Raw genomic sequence first — 17,127 nt, forward strand, 5'->3', positions numbered from 1 at the left:
TCTCTCCTTCTATTCTTTATCCTGTTTGTAATGGAAGTCTGGAATTGCTGTCCAACGTTTACGTAATTCATGCGCTGCATATTTCGGCTTCCGATCCCGCGTAAAGATTCCCTTCTTATTTCCTTGCACACGAATGATTCCCTGACTTGTAGCGAAATCTGCAAAATTCCAAACCTGCTCACCGATAAAATGAGGGAATTCATCAAATACTTCATGATTGGCTTTGTAAAACTCTGCTTGATACTCTTCCGTGAACATAACAGGTTCTACATCATGGAAACCAGCCACAGTATCTGCACCATATTCAGTCATCATGATCGGGGTGTTAGGGCAGCGTTTAAGCCAACCATTGAATTCTGCACGCAATTTCACTTTTGCAGATTCCAGGTCTCCTCCATCCACATACCAACCATAGTAACGATTCAAAGCTAGAACATCGATTAGCTCAGCAATTTTATCTCGATCTGGAGTAGATGCGAGATGGGTAACGAGTGTAACGGGACGTTTTTGCGGATCTAATTCTCTCATCAATTCTACAAGCGGCTTAAAGTATTCATAGGCCCCTTCTTCCTCGGACGCAGGTTCATTAGCCACATTCCACATCACAACAGACGGATGGTTTTTGTCTCGTGCAATTAATTCCCGAATGTCTTGCTCATGCTGCTCTTTGGTTTGGAGTTCCTCCCATGTATTTTTATGGGCTCTGCCTCCTGATAACATGACCATAAAGTTCACATGTAGTCCTACGGCTGGGATTTCATCAATCACAACAAAACCTTCACGGTCCGCAAGACGCATTAGCTCTTCAGAGTATGGATAATGGGAAGTACGGAAGGAGTTCGCTCCCATCCACTTCATCAGATTAAAGTCTATAATATTGGCCGCTTCATCAAAACCTCTACCATGAATAGGTGAATCTTCATGTTTGCCAAAGCCCTTAAAGTAAAATGGCTTATTGTTAATCAAGAATTTTCCATCTTTAACTTCCACGGTTCTTACACCAAACGGTTGCTCATACACATCAACGGTAGTTCCATCCTGAACAAGCTCAATTTGAAGTGTATACAGATAAGCGTTCAAAGGCTGCCAGAGCTTAACATTCTCAAGTGAGATGGTGCCAGCTTCTCCCGCTTGCTCAGCAACGATGTCCCCTGCTTCGTCCAGCACCGTTACTTTTACTTCTGCTTTGTTTACGATTTTTACAGCGTATTTAACCGTACCATTCAGACCTTCTAAATCCGTTACAATTTCAACATCTTGTACATAGGTATGAGGTGTTGTGTAGATTTTAACAGGACGCTGAAGGCCAGCATAATTGAAAAAATCGAAGTTCGGCTCATTTTTCACTTTTTTACCGATACCGGGTATTTCTTTCTCGGAATAAATTCCGACAGGCAACGTGGAATAATCCACAATGTTGTTCAGCGCAACCGTTAATCTGTTTTTACCTGATTTAAGGATTTGATTTAGCTCCGTTTCAAAAGGCAGAAAGCCACCTTTATGCTCGACAGCAAGCTCACCATTAACATACACCTTGGCTTGATGTGTCGCGGAACCAAATCTCAAGACAGTACGCTCAGCGGAGAACACATCCGGCACTGTAAATTCTCTTTCATACCATACCCAGCCTACATGATCACGGATTTCTGCTTTTACCCCAATGTCGTTAAAGGATGCCGGAACAGCCATCGCTATCGTATCTGTTAGTTTGGATTCAAACCATTTTTCTTGAAAGCCTACACCTGAATCTAACTTAAAGTTCCATAATCCGTTAAGATCAATAATACTGCGAGTTTCAGTAACGATTGGATATAACATAAATAAATCCTCCTCTTATTGTATTAACAATTTATCTTTGCAAAAAAAAGTTATCCGCATTATGATAGCCGATCTTTCGAATCATCTGTTCCAGAAAATCCATATCGTTAGGAATTAGACCTTGTTCCACCCAGTTTCCAACAATGTTGCATAGAATACGCCGGAAATATTCATGACGAGCATAGGACAGAAAGCTTCGAGAATCAGTAAGCATTCCAATAAAATGACTGATCAAACCAACGTTCGCTAAATCCTTCATTTGCTTTTCCATGCCATCAATATGGTCATTAAACCACCATCCGGAACCAAACTGCACTTTCCCAGGGATACCCTCTTCATAGTAATTCCCCATCATCCCCGCTAGCACTGCATTATCCTTAGGATTGAGGTTAAATAGAACCGTTCTTGGCAGGGAGTCTTCCTGATCAAGAGCATCCAAGAATCTGGACAATCCTTGTGCAAAATTAGTTTCACCCACAGAATCAAAACCTGTGTCTGAGCCAATAAGCTTTTTCATTTTCGTATTATTATTGCGGATAGCGCCCATATGCAGCTGCATCACCCACTGTTTCTCCGCGTACATTTTTCCTAATGCTTTGAGCAGATAAGAACGGTAGTCAGTGATCTCAGCTTCGCTAAGCGTCTCTTTATTCAATCTTTTGTTAAAAATAGCTGTAGCTGCTTCCTCGGAAATCTCCGAATAATCCAGCTTCTGAATATCATGATCCGATGCACGCCCGCCATGCTCATGGAAGTAATTCACTCTTTGCTTCAACGCGTTCAGAAAATCCTCCAAAGAATCAATCGAACTTCCAGTGACCGTCTTCAAATCATCTAACCAGGATAAAAAGGAAGCGGATTCAATATTAAGCGCGCCATCCGGTCTGAACGTCGGTGCAATACGCGTCTCAAAAGTTTCATCTTGGTTTAAAAGATCGTGGTACTCAAGTGTGGATAGTGGATCATCTGTCGTTCCAATAAATTTCACATTTGATTTTGCAATATAACCTCTCGGTCTATGCGTAGGCAGTAGCAGCTTCTCATTACATTCCGTCCAAATTTCATGTGCTGTTGATGGACTAAGAATTTTCTCTATCCCGAAGAACATCTTCAATTCCAGATGTGTCCAATGATACAGAGGATTTCCTATTAAATGCGGAACCGTCTCAGCCCAAGCCTGAAACTTCTCCCAATCATCTGCATCTCCAGTGATGAACTTCTCGCCAATACCGTGCATACGCATGGTACGCCATTTGTAATGATCCCCCCCAAGCCAGAGTTGAGTAATATTAGCATACGGCTTGTTTTCCCATATTTCTTGGGGATTCAGATGACAGTGAAAGTCAAAAATAGGCAATTGGTTCGCACCATTTCCAAACAGTCGTACAGCTGTATCTGAATTTAACAGAAAGTGATGATCCAGAAAACTTCTCATACATGATCTCCTTTCAAATTCATAATCAGGTAACTCTCTTACAAGTTTAAATTATCCTTATAGTTAATTTGTTTAATAAACAAATTAACTATAAGGATAATTTATCAATTCCCTTTCATTTTGTCAAATGTATGTTACAGCAGTATAATAACTCTTGATAGGAAGAAAAAGAGCATCAGAATCACTGCTCAAATTGGAGGATAATAATGATTACCGGTGATGCTTCATACATAAAGAAGATTAATCGTTCTCTGATCATCAGAGAAATTGTTAAGAAAGGAATGATCTCCCGGGCAGATCTATCCAAAGCTGTAGCACTAACAAGAGCAACTATCTCTGTTCAAGTAGCTGATCTGTTAGAAGATGAATTGGTCGTAGAAACACAACTTGAACATAATGCTGTAGGACGAAAGCCAATTATGCTCTCTTTAAATGCTGACGCGGGTTATGCCCTCGGTATTGATCTAGATTACGGGCAAATATCCTTTGCGCTTACAGATCTTCTAGGACGCCCAGTATTTTCTAACATCGTTAAGCTTGAAACCACTGACTATTCAGAGATTCTTGCTCTGCTAATTAAACATATCATCACATACAAAAAAAATTACACAAATAGTCGATATGGCATTATTGGTATAGTGATCGCCATTCACGGCCTCGTCTCAAATCAAGAGGTGATTCATTATGTTCCTCGTTTGGGATGGAATGACGTTAATCTGAAAGCAGATCTAGAAAAAGCGCTCGACCTCGAAATTCATCTAGAGAATAACTCGAATCTCAGTTCTTTTGCCGAAAGAGTCTATGTCCATCATGATACGGATAATCTTTTATCAGCTACATTTCATTCTGGTATAGGCTTGGGAATGATTATTAACAATAAATTCTTTCGTGGACATGACGGGTTTGCAGGAGAAATTGGGCATATGATTGTGGTGCCGGGCGGAAGACCTTGTAAATGCGGAAATAAAGGGTGCTGGGAGAAGTATGCCTCTGAATCTAATATTATGGAGGTTTTGTCTGATAAAAAGAAAACTCCTAATATTACCTATGAACAAATTCAGGAGTGGATTGACCAAGGTGATGCAGAAGTCACTGAGATTATGGATGAATTTATCTATTATCTCTCCATTGGCTTGAATAATATGATCAATATTTATAATCCAGACGTTATCGTGATAGATAGTGAATTGCTCCGGATCTATCCAGACTCTATTCATAAAATCAAACAAAATTTGAATTCACAAATTAGCCATTACCGTGAATTGTTAATCTCTACACTTGGAAAAAACTCATCCATTCTAGGAGCTTGCGCTTTGGCCATTCAGTATTTCCTAGATGTACCCGTGCTGAATCTGCCAAACGCAATGGAAGCTTCAGAGTAAATCGCAGTATACTAATTTCACTGAAGTCTATACATCATAACAAATCAAAAGACTATTCATCTAAGAGTCAGTTGTAGCTACGGAGAATATTTGGACTTCCGGCCGCTGTTGTCTCCAGATTTCTTGAATTATACCGCTGTGAGCGGATGAAATCCGGAGACAAAGGCGATTGCTATCGCTCCTACAGTTCCAAATCCCCCCTTCGCTACGCTCTCCTTTAGTGCTTTTTAAATTCAAATCATGCAAGCCTTTTCGTAGAAGACCACTTAAATTAAAGAGGCCTAAATCAGTTTTTATCTTCTTGCTAGAGCTAACTATTCCACTCGTTCCAAGGTTATGGCTACCCTATTTATTCGTCACCCGCTAGCTTCAACCCTCCGCTGATCCTTACGGACCCAAATAACACTATAAGTACAATTATCGTCATTTGAGCATGGCTTCGGACCCCATCGCCGCTATTTCCTAAAAATAGGGCCATACTTAGTGTTTTACATGCCAATAGTTGCTGTGGTGTCCGTTAGAATCTCAAATGTGAGAAAAACCCGAATATAAGGTTAACTGGGTCCGATTGCGAGTGCTTTCGTTCGCGGAGCGTCCATCGAAGCGCAAAGGTTGATCATGCTCACAAAAAGGAAAACTGTCCCAAGCAGCCATTTCGTGGCTTTTTGGGACAGTCCCTTATTTTTATCTCTACCATTTAGGATTAGACCGCATTATTTATACGCTGGCAACCAGTCTCCATGAGCTGTGATCAGCTCATCACACATATTCGTAATGTCATCCATCGACAGTTCTGCGGCAGTGTGAGGATCGAGCATAGCTGCATGATAAATATGCTCCCTCTTATGCGTAATCGCTGCTTCGATCGTTAACAATTGTGTATTAATGTTCGTACGATTTAGTGCGGCACACTGCGGAGGCAGATCTCCCACGAAGGTCGGAGTGACGCCACTTCTGTCTACAAGGCACGGAACTTCTACACAAGCTTCTTTCGGAAGATTGGTGATAAGACCTGTATTCATAACATTACCACCGATTTTGAAAGGCACATTCGTTTCGATAGCTTCCATAATATATGAAGCATATTCATGCGAACGTTCATGTACAAGCTCTTTATTATTTACTAATTCTTCACGCATTAGCTGCCAGCGTTCAATTTGATCTACACAACGGCGTGGGTACTCGTCGAGTGGAATTTGAAACCGTTCGATGAGTTCAGGATAATTACGTTTGATAAAATAAGGATGATACTCTGCATTATGTTCTGAAGACTCCGTAATATAGTAACCAAATTTAAGCATCATTTCATAACGAACCATATCCCCGTGATTCTCTTTCTGCTTCTCGGCAGCGCGACGTTTGATTTCCGGATATAAGTCCTCTCCGTCCTTCGTAACCTCGAGTAGCCAAGCCATATGGTTAATCCCGGCAATCTTAGCCTGTACACCCGTCTGATCCATTCCCAGATGCTCGAATAAGCCTGGAATACAATGCTGTACGCTATGACATAATCCAACAGTCTTCACACCACCATAAGTGTTCATCACATTGGTCAATACTGCCATTGGATTCGTATAATTCATGAACAGAGCATCTGGACAAACCTCTCTCACATCTGCCGCAAAATCAAGCATGACAGGAATCGTGCGTAAGTTGCGGAAAACACCACCGATACCAACCGTGTCCGCAATCGTTTGACGCAAGCCATATTTCTTCGGAATTTCAAAGTCTGTAATGGTACAAGGATCGTAACCCCCGACCTGAATCGCATTTATCACATATTTAGCTCCGCGCAAAGCTTCCTTGCGATCCGTATAGGATTTCACGACACAAGTACTACCACTACTTGCTTTTATATTACTCAGCATATTCTCGGAATCTTTTAGGCGCTGAAGATCAATATCATATAGGGCAAGCTCAAAGCCTTGAAGGGCTGGAGTTCTCATACAATCTCCTAAAACGTTCTTTGCAAACACAGTACTACCCGCTCCGATAAATGTAATTTTGGACATATGAAATATTCCTCCTTAAGTAGTGAGTTCTACGGTCTCGACATTGCTAACCACTCAGAAAACCTAGATGGATTTTCCTTATAAACACTAGAATGTCGGAGGGTATCCGTCTCTCTCTTCACTATTCACTATAAATGAGAGCGGTCTCAATGAGTATGGAGAAATACAATTCATATATGGATGTTTGTTGCATTTAAGTGCTATCTCCTATAATCTAATTGTAATTCAAATCATGTATAGGAGGTCAAAAGCTAATGGCTTCAGAGCATTATCATTTCTCAGCAGGGTTTAATCTTGCTCCAGATGAACCCGACCTGACTGTATTGTTCAGCGGTGAAGGCAAACCGGTTCCTGGCCATAAGATGGGGCCTTCAGTTCACGATTACTACCTTATACATACCGTAATGGATGGAAAGGGTGTGTTTCAGAGTGGAAGTAACTCTCAGGTATGTGGTACAGGAGATACCTTTGTCATTTTCCCAGGGGCATTATTTAGCTATCAGGCAGACATGGAACAGCCTTGGACCTATGTTTGGGTTGCCTTGCAAGGGGATGCCGTTCAGCAGCTATTTAAAGAAGTGGGGATTACACCGGAGAAGCCGATAATACACTTAGATAACCTTAAAGAGATACATAACTTGTATGAACATATTCGTTTTTCCTTTCAGCAGTCTGCTTATCCAAGGTTGGAAAGTTTGGAAGCTTCTGGGTGGCTGCGCCTTCTAGTGCACAAATTCGGCCTTGCGAACTTAGGTTCGCTCACCCCTAAATCCGCACAATTACCAGATGTTATCGACCGCCAGATCAATCAAGCGATCCGCTGGATCTCTCTCCAATTTCCACAACAGATCAGTATCGACCACATGGCATCCTCTCTGGGTTATCATAGGGCGCATCTCTCTAAGGCCTTTAAGCAAAAGATCGGAATGTCACCCAAGCAATATTTGTTAAAGGTGCGCATGGATAAAGCAAAGGAACTGCTTGGAGGAACGCTCACCATCGACCAGGTTTCCTCTTCGGTCGGTTTCAATGATGCGTTATATTTCTCCAAGCAGTTCCGTAAGTGGAGCGGCATGTCCCCCAGTGAATATCGAAGCCATCTTCGATCTGGCACATGATTGCTTTTCGGTTATTTCATTGCTTTAGATAAAATCGAGGTGACAAACGCTGTCTTTCCTTCACAGTAAGCATCAATATCATACCGGTATTGTACCGCCAGACGCTGTTTGACTTCTGCATATGCTTGACGCGCTACCGCATTTGAACGGAGATAGTCTCTAAAAGCGATATGCTCCAAATACCCTTTTCCATCCTTAGGGCATACATACAGATGATATTTCATGAATTCATCCGCTTGACGTCTTTTGAAGGCTTCCCTGCCCTCGATTCCCAAGTTCCCTTGATGTTCATAACCATGCTGTTGTAGACGTTCTATGATTTGTGGGAGTACATCGTAGCTATCCATTACAAGATCAATATCTATGATGGGTTTAGCAGCGAGCCCTTCGATGGAAGTACTCCCCACATGCTCTATCGTAAGAATGAGATCTCCAACATAAGATAACAGCTGATCTCTTATTCTATTGAATTCTACCTTCCACTCTGGATCATACGGGACAACCTCTACGACTTTCGTCTTCTGAGCGATGCTCATGCACCTCCTGCGTTGAATGCCTTCTTCTCAATTACTCTATAGACTATCCATATGCATATAGCGGCTACAATTAACATTCCACCCATTAAGCAAACACCACTCCAGCCCCAATGCTGCCATGCAAAGCTTCCTAATGTTGATCCAATTGCGCCACCTGTAAAAGTACTGACCATAAAAACAGTATTAATTCGGCTTCGTGCCGCCGGCTCAAGTGCATAGATCCGCGTTTGGTTACTAACCTGTGACCCTTGTACTCCTAGATCCAGAATAATAACTCCGGCAATCAGGCTCCAGATTGTAAATCCAGCTAAACCGAAGAATCCATAAGCAATCAATGTAAGCAACAGTAGTATACCTACTATCTTTTTCGGTGCGATCCTGTCGGCTAACCTCCCGATAAATGGAGCACCCGCAGCACCAGCTACACCAATTAACCCAAACAAGCCTGTGATAGAGCTACTGTAGTGGTATGGTTCTCCTTCTAGAAAGAAAGCCAGTGAAGTCCAGAACACGCTGAAGCCACCAAACATACACGCCCCAATTAGTGATGCTTCACGAAGCGTCGAATATCTACGAATCAAATTCCCCATTGATTTCAGTAGATCCGTGTAGGTTGAATTATTTTCTGGTTTCGTCTTGGGGATTAGTTGGTATAAGATAAGGGATAACAATAGCATTATAACTGCGGCAATCCAGTACATCGCTCTCCAGCCAAACATATCTCCTATAATACCGGATATCGTTCTGGCCAGTAAAATACCAAAAAACAACCCGCTCATTACGGTTCCAATTACCTTACCCCGTTCTTCTGGCAAAGCAAGCTCCGCCGAGAGAGGAATGATGACCTGCGGCACCACCGTAGTTATGCCAATAGCAAAACTGGCGATATACATCCAAATAAGGTTCTGAGCTGTGGCGAAACCAACCAGTGACAGTGATACAGCAATAAGAAGCCCTGATATTAGTGTTCTTCGTTCACGAATGTCGCCTAACGGAACAAAGAATAACATCCCAAGCGCATAACCGATCTGAGTAAGCATCGATACATATCCTACTGCGTTAGAGGATGCATGGAATGTTCGTCCTATATCGGCCAAAAGGGGCTGATTGTAATACATATTTGCGACGCTTAATCCTGATGCAATGGCTAAAATAAGTATGAATTGCTTAGTTAGGCCTCCTCCTACACGAACTGCAGCGGGTGTGATAGATTGTGTCATGAAATTCTGTGCCTCCGATTACGTATGCTGCATCAAACAGCAAGCTTTATTTTCCTAATACATTATAGCAGTCACTGTCAAGCTAACGTATTTCTGCGATATAATAATCATCCAAATATATATGATCTACAGAAGTACAATTTATATTTGAATATATTGAGCGAGGAGTAAATAACATGCACCAGAATGACCCAATTATAACCAGATTGCGCAAGGAACCATTGAAGAATGTCAGTTTATTAAAAATGCTAACCCAATTCCACGAAGTCATGGAGTCTCATCTTGTAGAGCAAGGAAATCAATGGGGTGTTTTATTGCTTCTTCCTGCCTCTGCCTACGCATATGATCATAGAGTATATCCTCAAGCGGATTACATCGTATTTATGGATTACAGCAGCCCAGATGTTTTTCCGGCTCTGTTTCAACTGCTGCCTCCGCAAGCAAAATTTGTTTTTAAACTGCAAGACGTGAACTACAAAGAGGCATTAGCATCACACTTTTCAATGGAGAAAGTCCGGGGTTTCTACTCATACAGTACAACTGAGGGACAAATCTTTCCGAAGGACGAAGAAGTTGTTATCAGTCATGTGGCTGATGACAGATTAATTCCGCTGTGGGCCGCTAATCATTACACGAAAGACGAAATAGAAGAATATTTTCAAAATGGTGCTTTTTCCGTGTCCATCTTCCTAGGCGACAATCCAGTCAGTACCTGCTTAGCGTTCCGTAATGAAGAAACCATCTGGGAAATCGGTGCTGTACATACTTTAGAATCCTTCCAAAGAAACGGGTACGCTAAAAAGATAGTGCGCACAGCCATACAAGAAACGTTAGAACGTGGGTTTATTCCACGCTATCACGTGCTTGAAACAAATCAAGCTTCCATCAGACTAGCTAAATCCATTGGTCTCGTTCCTTGTGTACAGCTTGAACACTGGATTAACTACAGCCAATAACACGCTTGATAGGAGGTGATTTGAATGAGTTATGGGCCGAACGAGAATCAGAACTATTATCCTCCCCCGCCCCCACCAACACCGATGAATGGCAAGTCAATCGCTGGTTTCGTCTTAGGAGTGCTTTCCATAATTGTTCCTTATATCGGATTTTTGTTAGGGATTGTAGCGGTTATTCTGTCTGCCCTATCCCTTAAAGAAATACGGGTTCGATATGAGCAAGGAAGAGGCTTAGCTATCGCGGGTCTGGTATGCGGAATTGTCGGCACTCTACTTTACGCCATATTAATTTTATTTTTCATTTTTTTTATATACGCAGCTTCTAGTTACCCATACTGATCTACACACAAAAAAAGGATCTCTATAGCCACCCTAATGGCTACAGAGATCCTTTTTCCTATCCTATGGACAAATCAGTAGGTTCCGTTGTTAAGCTGCTGACGATACTCCGTCGGAGTTAAGAGAAACCGCTTGCGGAACATCTGTGTAAAATGCCGCATGTCCTGATATCCAATACGTTCGGCAATTTCTGCCACCTTAAGCTTCGAGTTCACAAGTAGCAGCTTCGCTTGCTCCAAACGTAAGGATGTAACGTATTCTTTATAGCCTAGACCCGTCTTTTGTTTAAATAATTGACTGAAGTAGACCGGATTCAGAAATACAACGGAAGCAATCTTTTCCAAAGTAAGGTCTTCGAAATAGTGTTCTTTTACATATTGCAATGCGATGTCGATGGCTTTTTCGCCACTACCTTTCGCTGGCGTTAAATCCAATACTTGCGAATTCACTGCCTCTCTTAAGCTCGTTACGATCTGAGGGACAGTATTGATATCATAACTAAGTCCGGATTGTATCATTTGGAAGGGTGTTTTTAAATACTGCTTCAAATAGGTCCTTCCATCTTCCAGAAAAGATTCTAATCGCGCGTCTTCTCTCAAGGTGATTAAGCCCAGCAGACTCTGGCGGTCATAGCTGACCACAAACCCACGCCCATCTCGTTCTATCAGCTCAGTTAACACATTCTCTACAATAAAATGTTCTATACGAATGTTTTTATCACCCGCATCCATTTGCAGCAAAATCAAATAGAAACATTGATGATCTTCTATTAATTGACTAATGTCTAGATTACCAAGATTAAAACCAGATGCGAGTCTCTGAAATACACCTTCTATTAAGTATTTCAGACTTGACTTTAGCCGGTCTTCATCTTTAATGAACTTATGATCCTGCTCTATTTCTAGCACTAAGTCACTGATGATTTCAAGTAGCTTGCTTTTGCCGATCGGTTTAAGTAGATAATCTCTCGCTCCAAGACGAACTGCCTCCTGCGCGTAGGCAAACTCACTGTGTGCTGAGATGACCACCCATTTGACATAAGGATACCGCCGCTTAGAGATCCTCATGAACTCCAAGCCATTCATACCCGGCATAAGAATATCTGTTAAGACGATATGAATGGACTGTTCCTCCATAATCTTGACCGCCTCTTCTGTCGACGCAGCAACATGTACACAATAATCTGGATAGATACTTCTTATAGTGCGCTTGATGCCCTCGCGGATCACACGTTCATCATCAGCTATGAGAATGTTCACGACTATGCTCTCCTTCCTGCGGAATCGGCAGCATGATAGCAACCTCGGTTCCTTCTCCAGGTAAACTTCGAATCACAAGACCATAGGATTCTCCGAACATATGCTGGAGCCGTCGATGCAGATTTTGAAGACCGATCCCCATTTTTCCATTTTCTTTCGTTGTTGGTCGGTCCAAGGATTCCACCAGCGCATTCAGCTTCTCTGCATCCATACCTTTGCCATTATCTTGAACGACGATGTTCAGTACTCCAGCTTCTTCAAGTACACTCACCTTCAGAATACCTTGACGGTCGAGCGATTCCAAGCCATGTTTTACAGCATTTTCAATGACCGGTTGTACAGTCATCTTGGGAAGGCGAACCTCAAGCCATCGGTCATCTATATTTATCTCAATCCTTAGACGACCTTCCAGTCGAATGGAAATAATATTTAGATAGTGCCCGATTTGTTCTAGTTCTTCTCGTAGCGTGACTTCTACGTCAGCTTCCCAATGACTGCTGTAACGGAACATCGAAGATAGCGAGAGAACAAGTTCACCTAGTTGCTCATTTCCTTCCTCATCCAGCATCCAATAAATCATATCCAGAGTATTGTATAGAAAATGTGGGTTCACTTGAGATTGCAAGGCATGAAGCTCAGCATTTTTCTCACTGACGGAAGAAAGTTTTACCCGCTCGATCAGTTCTTCGATTCGGCGAACCATCCGATTAAACGAAGCAACAAGAATATTAATTTCTTGATATGAAGAAACATTCACCATTCCACGAAAATTACCGATTTCTACTTGCTTCATCTCTCGGATCACCTTTTTAAGCGGCAAAGAAATCGTTCGTGAAACAATAGAAGCTATCAAAGTAGAGACGAGAACAAGAATCGAAAATACAATAAACAGATAACGTTTCATCTCTACCAATTCTACATTTAGGTCACGATTAGGAGTAATACTAAGCACCCACCAACCGGAGAAGGACAGCTTAGAAGCGACAAGCAGACGATTGGCTGTCTGTTCGACTACTACATTCTGGGAGTTCTGCAAAGACGGAAGCTGAGCTAAATCAGGCTCCTGATCTTCGGCAGAGGATACGAATCGTCCATCCTGCGACATTAAATACACCTGGCTATGCTCACCCAGCTTCACATTATCCAGCGCATCCAGAACAGGCTTCGGATTCGTCTCGTACAGAACAATGCCAATCGGTTTGTGTTCATTGAGATCGTAAATCTGACGGCCGAAGGCAAACACAGGACTATCCTCCACTTGATCGATAAGAGAATGTTCATAGACGCCGAGCCAGACCATTTTACCGGAGGAAGCTTGCAGCTGATGGTACCAATCTTCCTTCATATATTCGGGATCAACCACATTCATATAATTTCCGTAATTATAGATCTTACCTTTATCTGTAATAACATGAATACCTACGAGATCATCCCGAGAATAAAATATAGCTCCTAGAATATTGGTAATTGTCTGTTCATTGATGTAAGCTACCGCGGGCTCAGTGCTTGTCTCATTAATCAAACGTATCAATTCAAAGTTATTGCTTAGTGATTTAGAGAGACTGTCATACCCCTTGTACAGCAAGCTGAATAAATCCGCCGTCTGAGCAACATTTTTCTGCGACAAATCACTTATTTTTTCATGAAACTGTACGGTTGTCCGGTTGTAATAGAGCAGACTCACAATTAATAGAATGCTAGACATGCAAAAAAGAAACAGCAAAAACAATCGATGGTGGATGGAATGAAAGCTGTTTCTCAAAAAGGCTTCCCTCCTCAAACTCATCTGTTCTGCTGCTTCTTCATTATAATTCCATTATTGTAATTTGCAATATAGATTTATCCTTTTACTGCTCCCGCCACCATTCCTTTTGTTATTTGATTGGATAAGAAGAAATAGATTAAGATGACAGGTAGCGCACCCATAACTAGAAAAGCGCCGATATTCCCATAGTTTACAGAATACTGACTAACGAATGTGTACACGCCAAAGGGCAAGGTCTTCAATTTCTCGGAGGAAATGAAGGTGGCCGCTAAGATATACTCATTCCAAATGTTGATGAACGTTAGAATACATACTGTCATTACCGGTGGTACGGAGACAGGAAGAATGATCGTGCGGAAGATCCGATATACGCTCGCCCCATCGATAAAGGCCGATTCTTCGATTTCATGCGGAATGCTCTTCATAAACCCACTTAATATGAACACTGCTATAGGGGTTGAAAAAGCAACATAAGGCAATATGAGTGACATATGCGTATTCAATATATGCATATTTTTGAAAATGATCATCAGTGGTAGCAAAGTGGCCTGCATGGGTATCATCATCCCCATTAAGAAAATCGTCATGACCAAGTTGCCGTAACGCCAGCGGAACCGAGAGATCGCATAAGCTACCATTGAGCTAAGCAGGATGACAAAGATCATCGTTACACCGGTAACCATTACACTGTTGGATAAATACTTTAGATAGCTACCAGACTCATAAGCCTCTCTATAGTTATGCCACTGAAATACTTTAGGAAATGAGAAAAAACTTCCTCCCAAAATCTCTTCATTGGTCTTCAAGGAATAGAGCATTAGCCATAGAAGAGGATATAGCTGGGTAACGACAGGAATCGCAAAGAGAAGATACACGAATCCTTTTTTAACTTTCCGCATGATCGCGCACTCCTTTGCTAACTGAATTTTTTCTCAAGCTTATTAAAGATCGTATTAATGCTAGCAGTAAACACAAGGCACAGTATGACCAAGAACGAAGCGATAGCACTACCATAGCCATATTTAAAGGATAAGAATGAACTGTTGTACATATGTGTGGAAATAACATCTGTAGCATGAGCAGGTCCACCGGCTGTCATGACCATAACGAGATCAAAAGCCTGCAAAGACCCTATAAAGGCGAGTACGATAGATATTTTAAAGATTGGAATTATCAGTGGAAAAGTAATATATCGATCGGCTTTGAATCCGTCAGCCCCATCAATCTTTGCTGCTTCATACAGCTCATCCGGAATATTCTGAACACCAGTATATTGAATCAGCAAATGGTAGCCGAAATATTGCCAAAGAGATACTGCATAGAGCGCGAACATCGCAATTTTAGGTTCTGTGATCCAATTGTGAGTCCAGCTATCTAACCCAAGTGAGATCAGAACGCCGTTCAACATCCCTCCCATGGAGACAGGATCATAAATTGTTTTCCAGAGCTGCCCTATGATAACTACCGACAAAATAACCGGCGTAAAGTAAATAGAAACTAAAGTGTTTCCTTTTCTCACGTACCGATTAAGAAGGATAGCCATCAACAAACAAAATGGAATTTCCACCATGGAGGCCACAGCATAGAGTAAGGTTCTCTTTACAGATGGCCAAAATACTGGATCATGAAAAAACATATCTTTGAAATTAGCAAGTCCAGCAAACTTCGCAGTCGTAATTCCGTCCCATTGCAGCAATCCTGTATAAAAGGATACTAGAATAGGAGCAAACACCAAGCACACATACAAAAGCAGGCAAGGTAACACGAAGACGGCGATTGTGCGCGCTGGAACCTTTAGTACCTTCATTATTTCCGCCCCCTAGAATGTAAACACGATGCGAAGAAGCGTTTAAGCACCCTCGCATCGCGTTTTGGAAACCTTTTTATTTATTTGCTTCAAATGCGGTTTGATGTTCTTTAGCCACTTGAGCGGAATCCATTTTTTGAACAAAAAGATTTTGGATACTGCTGAGATGGACTTGTGCCGTAGCTGGGTTCATAGTATTGTCAAAGGCCAAGTCGCCACCTTTAACTTGATTGAACAATCCTGAAACGTTGATCGCCAGATCAGAGTAACCTGCAGCTTTCAGGTCTCCATCCACTTTTTGACCAATCCCTACAGCATTTTTGAGTTCAAATTGCTTTTTAGGATAGTTCAGTGTAAAGAAGTTTAAGAAGTCTTTAGTTTCTTGTAAATGCTCACTGTTCGCAGAAATTGCAAAGGCACTACCTGGTGCGAGCATGAATTCATTTGGATCCCCTTTACCATTAACGCTTGGGAATTGGAAGGCTCCTGCTTTACCAGCGACTGAGGAAGCGTCAATTGCACCTGTTTCCCATGAACCGATAACCCACATAGCAGCTTTACCGGATTTGAAGATATTACCGCCTGCGTTAGCATCAATGGAAGTTGCTCCATCTGGGAATGCACCTGCTTGCACAAGATCTTGGAAACGATCTACAGCTTCTACGAAAGCAGGATCTTCAAATGTTTTTTTGCCATCCAACACATCTTGAAGGAAACCAGGCCCTCCATTGGTGCGAAGCAGAATATTCATGAACAAGAATGAACCCGTCCAGGAATCTTTTTCACCGATCGCGATTGGCGTAATGCCCTTTGCTTTCAATGTTTTTACATCTTGGAGTAATTCATCGAATGTTTTAGGAGTGTCTTTGATGCCCGCTTGCTCGAATAGTTCTTTATTATAGTAGACTACCTCGATGTTATTACCATCTGGCAGCGCATAAACATTGCCATCGAAGCTGTAGTAATCAAGCAGACCGGATTGATAAGTGTCCTTCAGTCCATTTTGATCCAGCATGTCATTCAGGGGAGCAAACAGCTTAGCATCAACGAAAGGTTTCATTTGTGCAGCCGGGTTAACAATCGTAATATCAGGAACTTCTTTGGAAGCGGCTTGTGTTTTCAGTTTGACCTTTTGTTGGTCTGTATTCAGAGTATCTAGTTCGATGTGAATGTTAGGGTTTTCTTTTTCATATTGGTCAACTAATTCATGGAGCATCTTATAAGCAGGTGTTGCTGGATCCGGGTAAATATTTTGAAAAGTAATCGTGACCTTCTTACCGCTTTCGGTTTTTGTAGTTCCGGCATCTGGAGCATTCGTAGCTGTATTCCCTTTCGACTCTGTAGCGCCTTTACTCTCGTTGTTGTTTGAATTTCCACATGCCGCCATACTTAAAACCAAAGCTGCTGATAACGCAATTGTTGAAGTTGCCTTCATTTTTTTGCTGACCATTGTTTGACGCCCCCTATTTTCGTTATAGGC

General features: G+C 41.9%; 14 protein-coding genes. 4 read left to right on the plus strand and 10 right to left on the minus strand.

Going from position 1 to position 17,127, the window contains the following annotated elements; all coding sequences use genetic code 11:
* Nucleotides 1–9 precede the first annotated feature (9 nt).
* Nucleotides 10–1,818, minus strand: coding sequence for a beta-glucuronidase (gene uidA, locus QNH28_RS15600; protein WP_283907510.1), 1,809 nt, complete (start codon nucleotides 1,816–1,818; stop codon nucleotides 10–12).
* Between the two features lie 31 nt (nucleotides 1,819–1,849).
* A complete protein-coding gene (uxaC, locus tag QNH28_RS15605) occupies nucleotides 1,850–3,253 on the minus strand; it encodes a glucuronate isomerase (protein WP_283907511.1) in 1,404 nt (467 codons plus the stop codon).
* A gap of 206 nt (nucleotides 3,254–3,459) precedes the next feature.
* Between uxaC and QNH28_RS15610 the strand changes: the two genes are divergently transcribed.
* Complete coding sequence (locus tag QNH28_RS15610; RefSeq protein ID WP_283907512.1) at nucleotides 3,460–4,635, plus strand: ROK family transcriptional regulator; 1,176 nt, start codon at nucleotides 3,460–3,462, stop codon at nucleotides 4,633–4,635.
* 713 nt (nucleotides 4,636–5,348) lie between these two features.
* Here QNH28_RS15610 and melA read toward each other — a convergent pair.
* Nucleotides 5,349–6,647 (minus strand): alpha-glucosidase/alpha-galactosidase, encoded by a 1,299-nt coding sequence (gene melA / locus QNH28_RS15615; RefSeq protein WP_283907513.1) that lies wholly within the window; start codon nucleotides 6,645–6,647, stop codon nucleotides 5,349–5,351.
* Between the two features lie 254 nt (nucleotides 6,648–6,901).
* Here melA and QNH28_RS15620 point away from each other — a divergent pair, with 254 nt between their 5' ends.
* The gene (locus QNH28_RS15620; protein ID WP_283907514.1) at nucleotides 6,902–7,765 is read left to right on the plus strand and encodes an AraC family transcriptional regulator; all 864 of its coding nucleotides are present in this window, start codon (nucleotides 6,902–6,904) and stop codon (nucleotides 7,763–7,765) included.
* Nucleotides 7,766–7,776: 11 nt separating this feature from the next.
* On the opposite strand, the gene QNH28_RS15625 is transcribed toward QNH28_RS15620, so the two are convergent.
* Both QNH28_RS15625 and QNH28_RS15630 read right to left on the minus strand, forming a co-directional pair.
* Nucleotides 7,777–8,301, minus strand: a complete 525-nt coding sequence (locus tag QNH28_RS15625; RefSeq protein ID WP_481858319.1) for a GrpB family protein — start codon at nucleotides 8,299–8,301, stop codon at nucleotides 7,777–7,779.
* A complete protein-coding gene (locus QNH28_RS15630) occupies nucleotides 8,298–9,521 on the minus strand; it encodes an MFS transporter (RefSeq protein ID WP_283907515.1) in 1,224 nt (407 codons plus the stop codon). The genes QNH28_RS15625 and QNH28_RS15630 overlap by 4 nt, the downstream gene beginning before the upstream one ends.
* A gap of 176 nt (nucleotides 9,522–9,697) precedes the next feature.
* Here QNH28_RS15630 and QNH28_RS15635 point away from each other — a divergent pair, with 176 nt between their 5' ends.
* Together QNH28_RS15635 and QNH28_RS15640 are read left to right on the plus strand one after the other, a co-directional pair.
* Entirely contained in the window at nucleotides 9,698–10,477 is a 780-nt protein-coding gene (locus QNH28_RS15635) for a GNAT family N-acetyltransferase (protein ID WP_283907516.1), read from the plus strand.
* Nucleotides 10,478–10,501: 24 nt separating this feature from the next.
* Nucleotides 10,502–10,816 (plus strand): DUF4190 domain-containing protein, encoded by a 315-nt coding sequence (locus QNH28_RS15640; RefSeq protein ID WP_283907517.1) that lies wholly within the window; start codon nucleotides 10,502–10,504, stop codon nucleotides 10,814–10,816.
* Between the two features lie 74 nt (nucleotides 10,817–10,890).
* Here the strand turns inward: QNH28_RS15640 and QNH28_RS15645 are convergent, their stop codons facing one another.
* The 5 genes from QNH28_RS15645 to QNH28_RS15665 all read right to left on the minus strand — a co-directional run bounded on the left by QNH28_RS15645 (nucleotide 10,891) and on the right by QNH28_RS15665 (nucleotide 17,097).
* Complete coding sequence (locus QNH28_RS15645; protein WP_283907518.1) at nucleotides 10,891–12,075, minus strand: response regulator; 1,185 nt, start codon at nucleotides 12,073–12,075, stop codon at nucleotides 10,891–10,893.
* On the minus strand, nucleotides 12,056–13,837 hold the full coding sequence (locus tag QNH28_RS15650; protein ID WP_283907519.1) for a cache domain-containing sensor histidine kinase: 1,782 nt from the start codon (nucleotides 13,835–13,837) through the stop codon (nucleotides 12,056–12,058). Before QNH28_RS15650 ends, QNH28_RS15645 begins: the two co-directional genes overlap by 20 nt.
* Before the next feature lie 77 nt (nucleotides 13,838–13,914).
* On the minus strand, nucleotides 13,915–14,739 hold the full coding sequence (locus QNH28_RS15655; RefSeq protein WP_283907520.1) for a carbohydrate ABC transporter permease: 825 nt from the start codon (nucleotides 14,737–14,739) through the stop codon (nucleotides 13,915–13,917).
* Nucleotides 14,740–14,756: 17 nt separating this feature from the next.
* On the minus strand, nucleotides 14,757–15,647 hold the full coding sequence (locus QNH28_RS15660) for a carbohydrate ABC transporter permease (RefSeq protein WP_283907521.1): 891 nt from the start codon (nucleotides 15,645–15,647) through the stop codon (nucleotides 14,757–14,759).
* A 76-nt stretch (nucleotides 15,648–15,723) separates the two neighbouring features.
* The gene (locus QNH28_RS15665) at nucleotides 15,724–17,097 is read right to left on the minus strand and encodes a sugar ABC transporter substrate-binding protein (RefSeq protein WP_283907522.1); all 1,374 of its coding nucleotides are present in this window, start codon (nucleotides 17,095–17,097) and stop codon (nucleotides 15,724–15,726) included.
* Between the last annotated feature and the right edge of the window lie 30 nt (nucleotides 17,098–17,127).

The sequence above is a fragment of the Paenibacillus sp. G2S3 genome (assembly GCF_030123105.1).
Taxonomy (GTDB): Bacteria; Bacillota; Bacilli; order Paenibacillales; family Paenibacillaceae; genus Paenibacillus_AQ.

What these genes read in the sequence shown, in the direction of transcription:
- uxaC (WP_283907511.1), bottom strand. Translation starts at nt 3,253, where the DNA reads ATGAGAAGTTTTCTGGATCATCACTTTCTGTTAAATTCAGATACAGCT.
- QNH28_RS15610 (WP_283907512.1), top strand. Translation starts at nt 3,460, where the DNA reads ATGATTACCGGTGATGCTTCATACATAAAGAAGATTAATCGTTCTCTG.
- QNH28_RS15660 (WP_283907521.1), bottom strand. Translation starts at nt 15,647, where the DNA reads ATGAAGGTACTAAAGGTTCCAGCGCGCACAATCGCCGTCTTCGTGTTA.
- QNH28_RS15635 (WP_283907516.1), top strand. Translation starts at nt 9,698, where the DNA reads ATGCACCAGAATGACCCAATTATAACCAGATTGCGCAAGGAACCATTG.
- QNH28_RS15655 (WP_283907520.1), bottom strand. Translation starts at nt 14,739, where the DNA reads ATGCGGAAAGTTAAAAAAGGATTCGTGTATCTTCTCTTTGCGATTCCT.
- QNH28_RS15625 (WP_481858319.1), bottom strand. Translation starts at nt 8,301, where the DNA reads ATGAGCATCGCTCAGAAGACGAAAGTCGTAGAGGTTGTCCCGTATGAT.
- QNH28_RS15620 (WP_283907514.1), top strand. Translation starts at nt 6,902, where the DNA reads ATGGCTTCAGAGCATTATCATTTCTCAGCAGGGTTTAATCTTGCTCCA.
- uidA (WP_283907510.1), bottom strand. Translation starts at nt 1,818, where the DNA reads ATGTTATATCCAATCGTTACTGAAACTCGCAGTATTATTGATCTTAAC.
- QNH28_RS15665 (WP_283907522.1), bottom strand. Translation starts at nt 17,097, where the DNA reads ATGGTCAGCAAAAAAATGAAGGCAACTTCAACAATTGCGTTATCAGCA.
- QNH28_RS15630 (WP_283907515.1), bottom strand. Translation starts at nt 9,521, where the DNA reads ATGACACAATCTATCACACCCGCTGCAGTTCGTGTAGGAGGAGGCCTA.
- melA (WP_283907513.1), bottom strand. Translation starts at nt 6,647, where the DNA reads ATGTCCAAAATTACATTTATCGGAGCGGGTAGTACTGTGTTTGCAAAG.
- QNH28_RS15640 (WP_283907517.1), top strand. Translation starts at nt 10,502, where the DNA reads ATGAGTTATGGGCCGAACGAGAATCAGAACTATTATCCTCCCCCGCCC.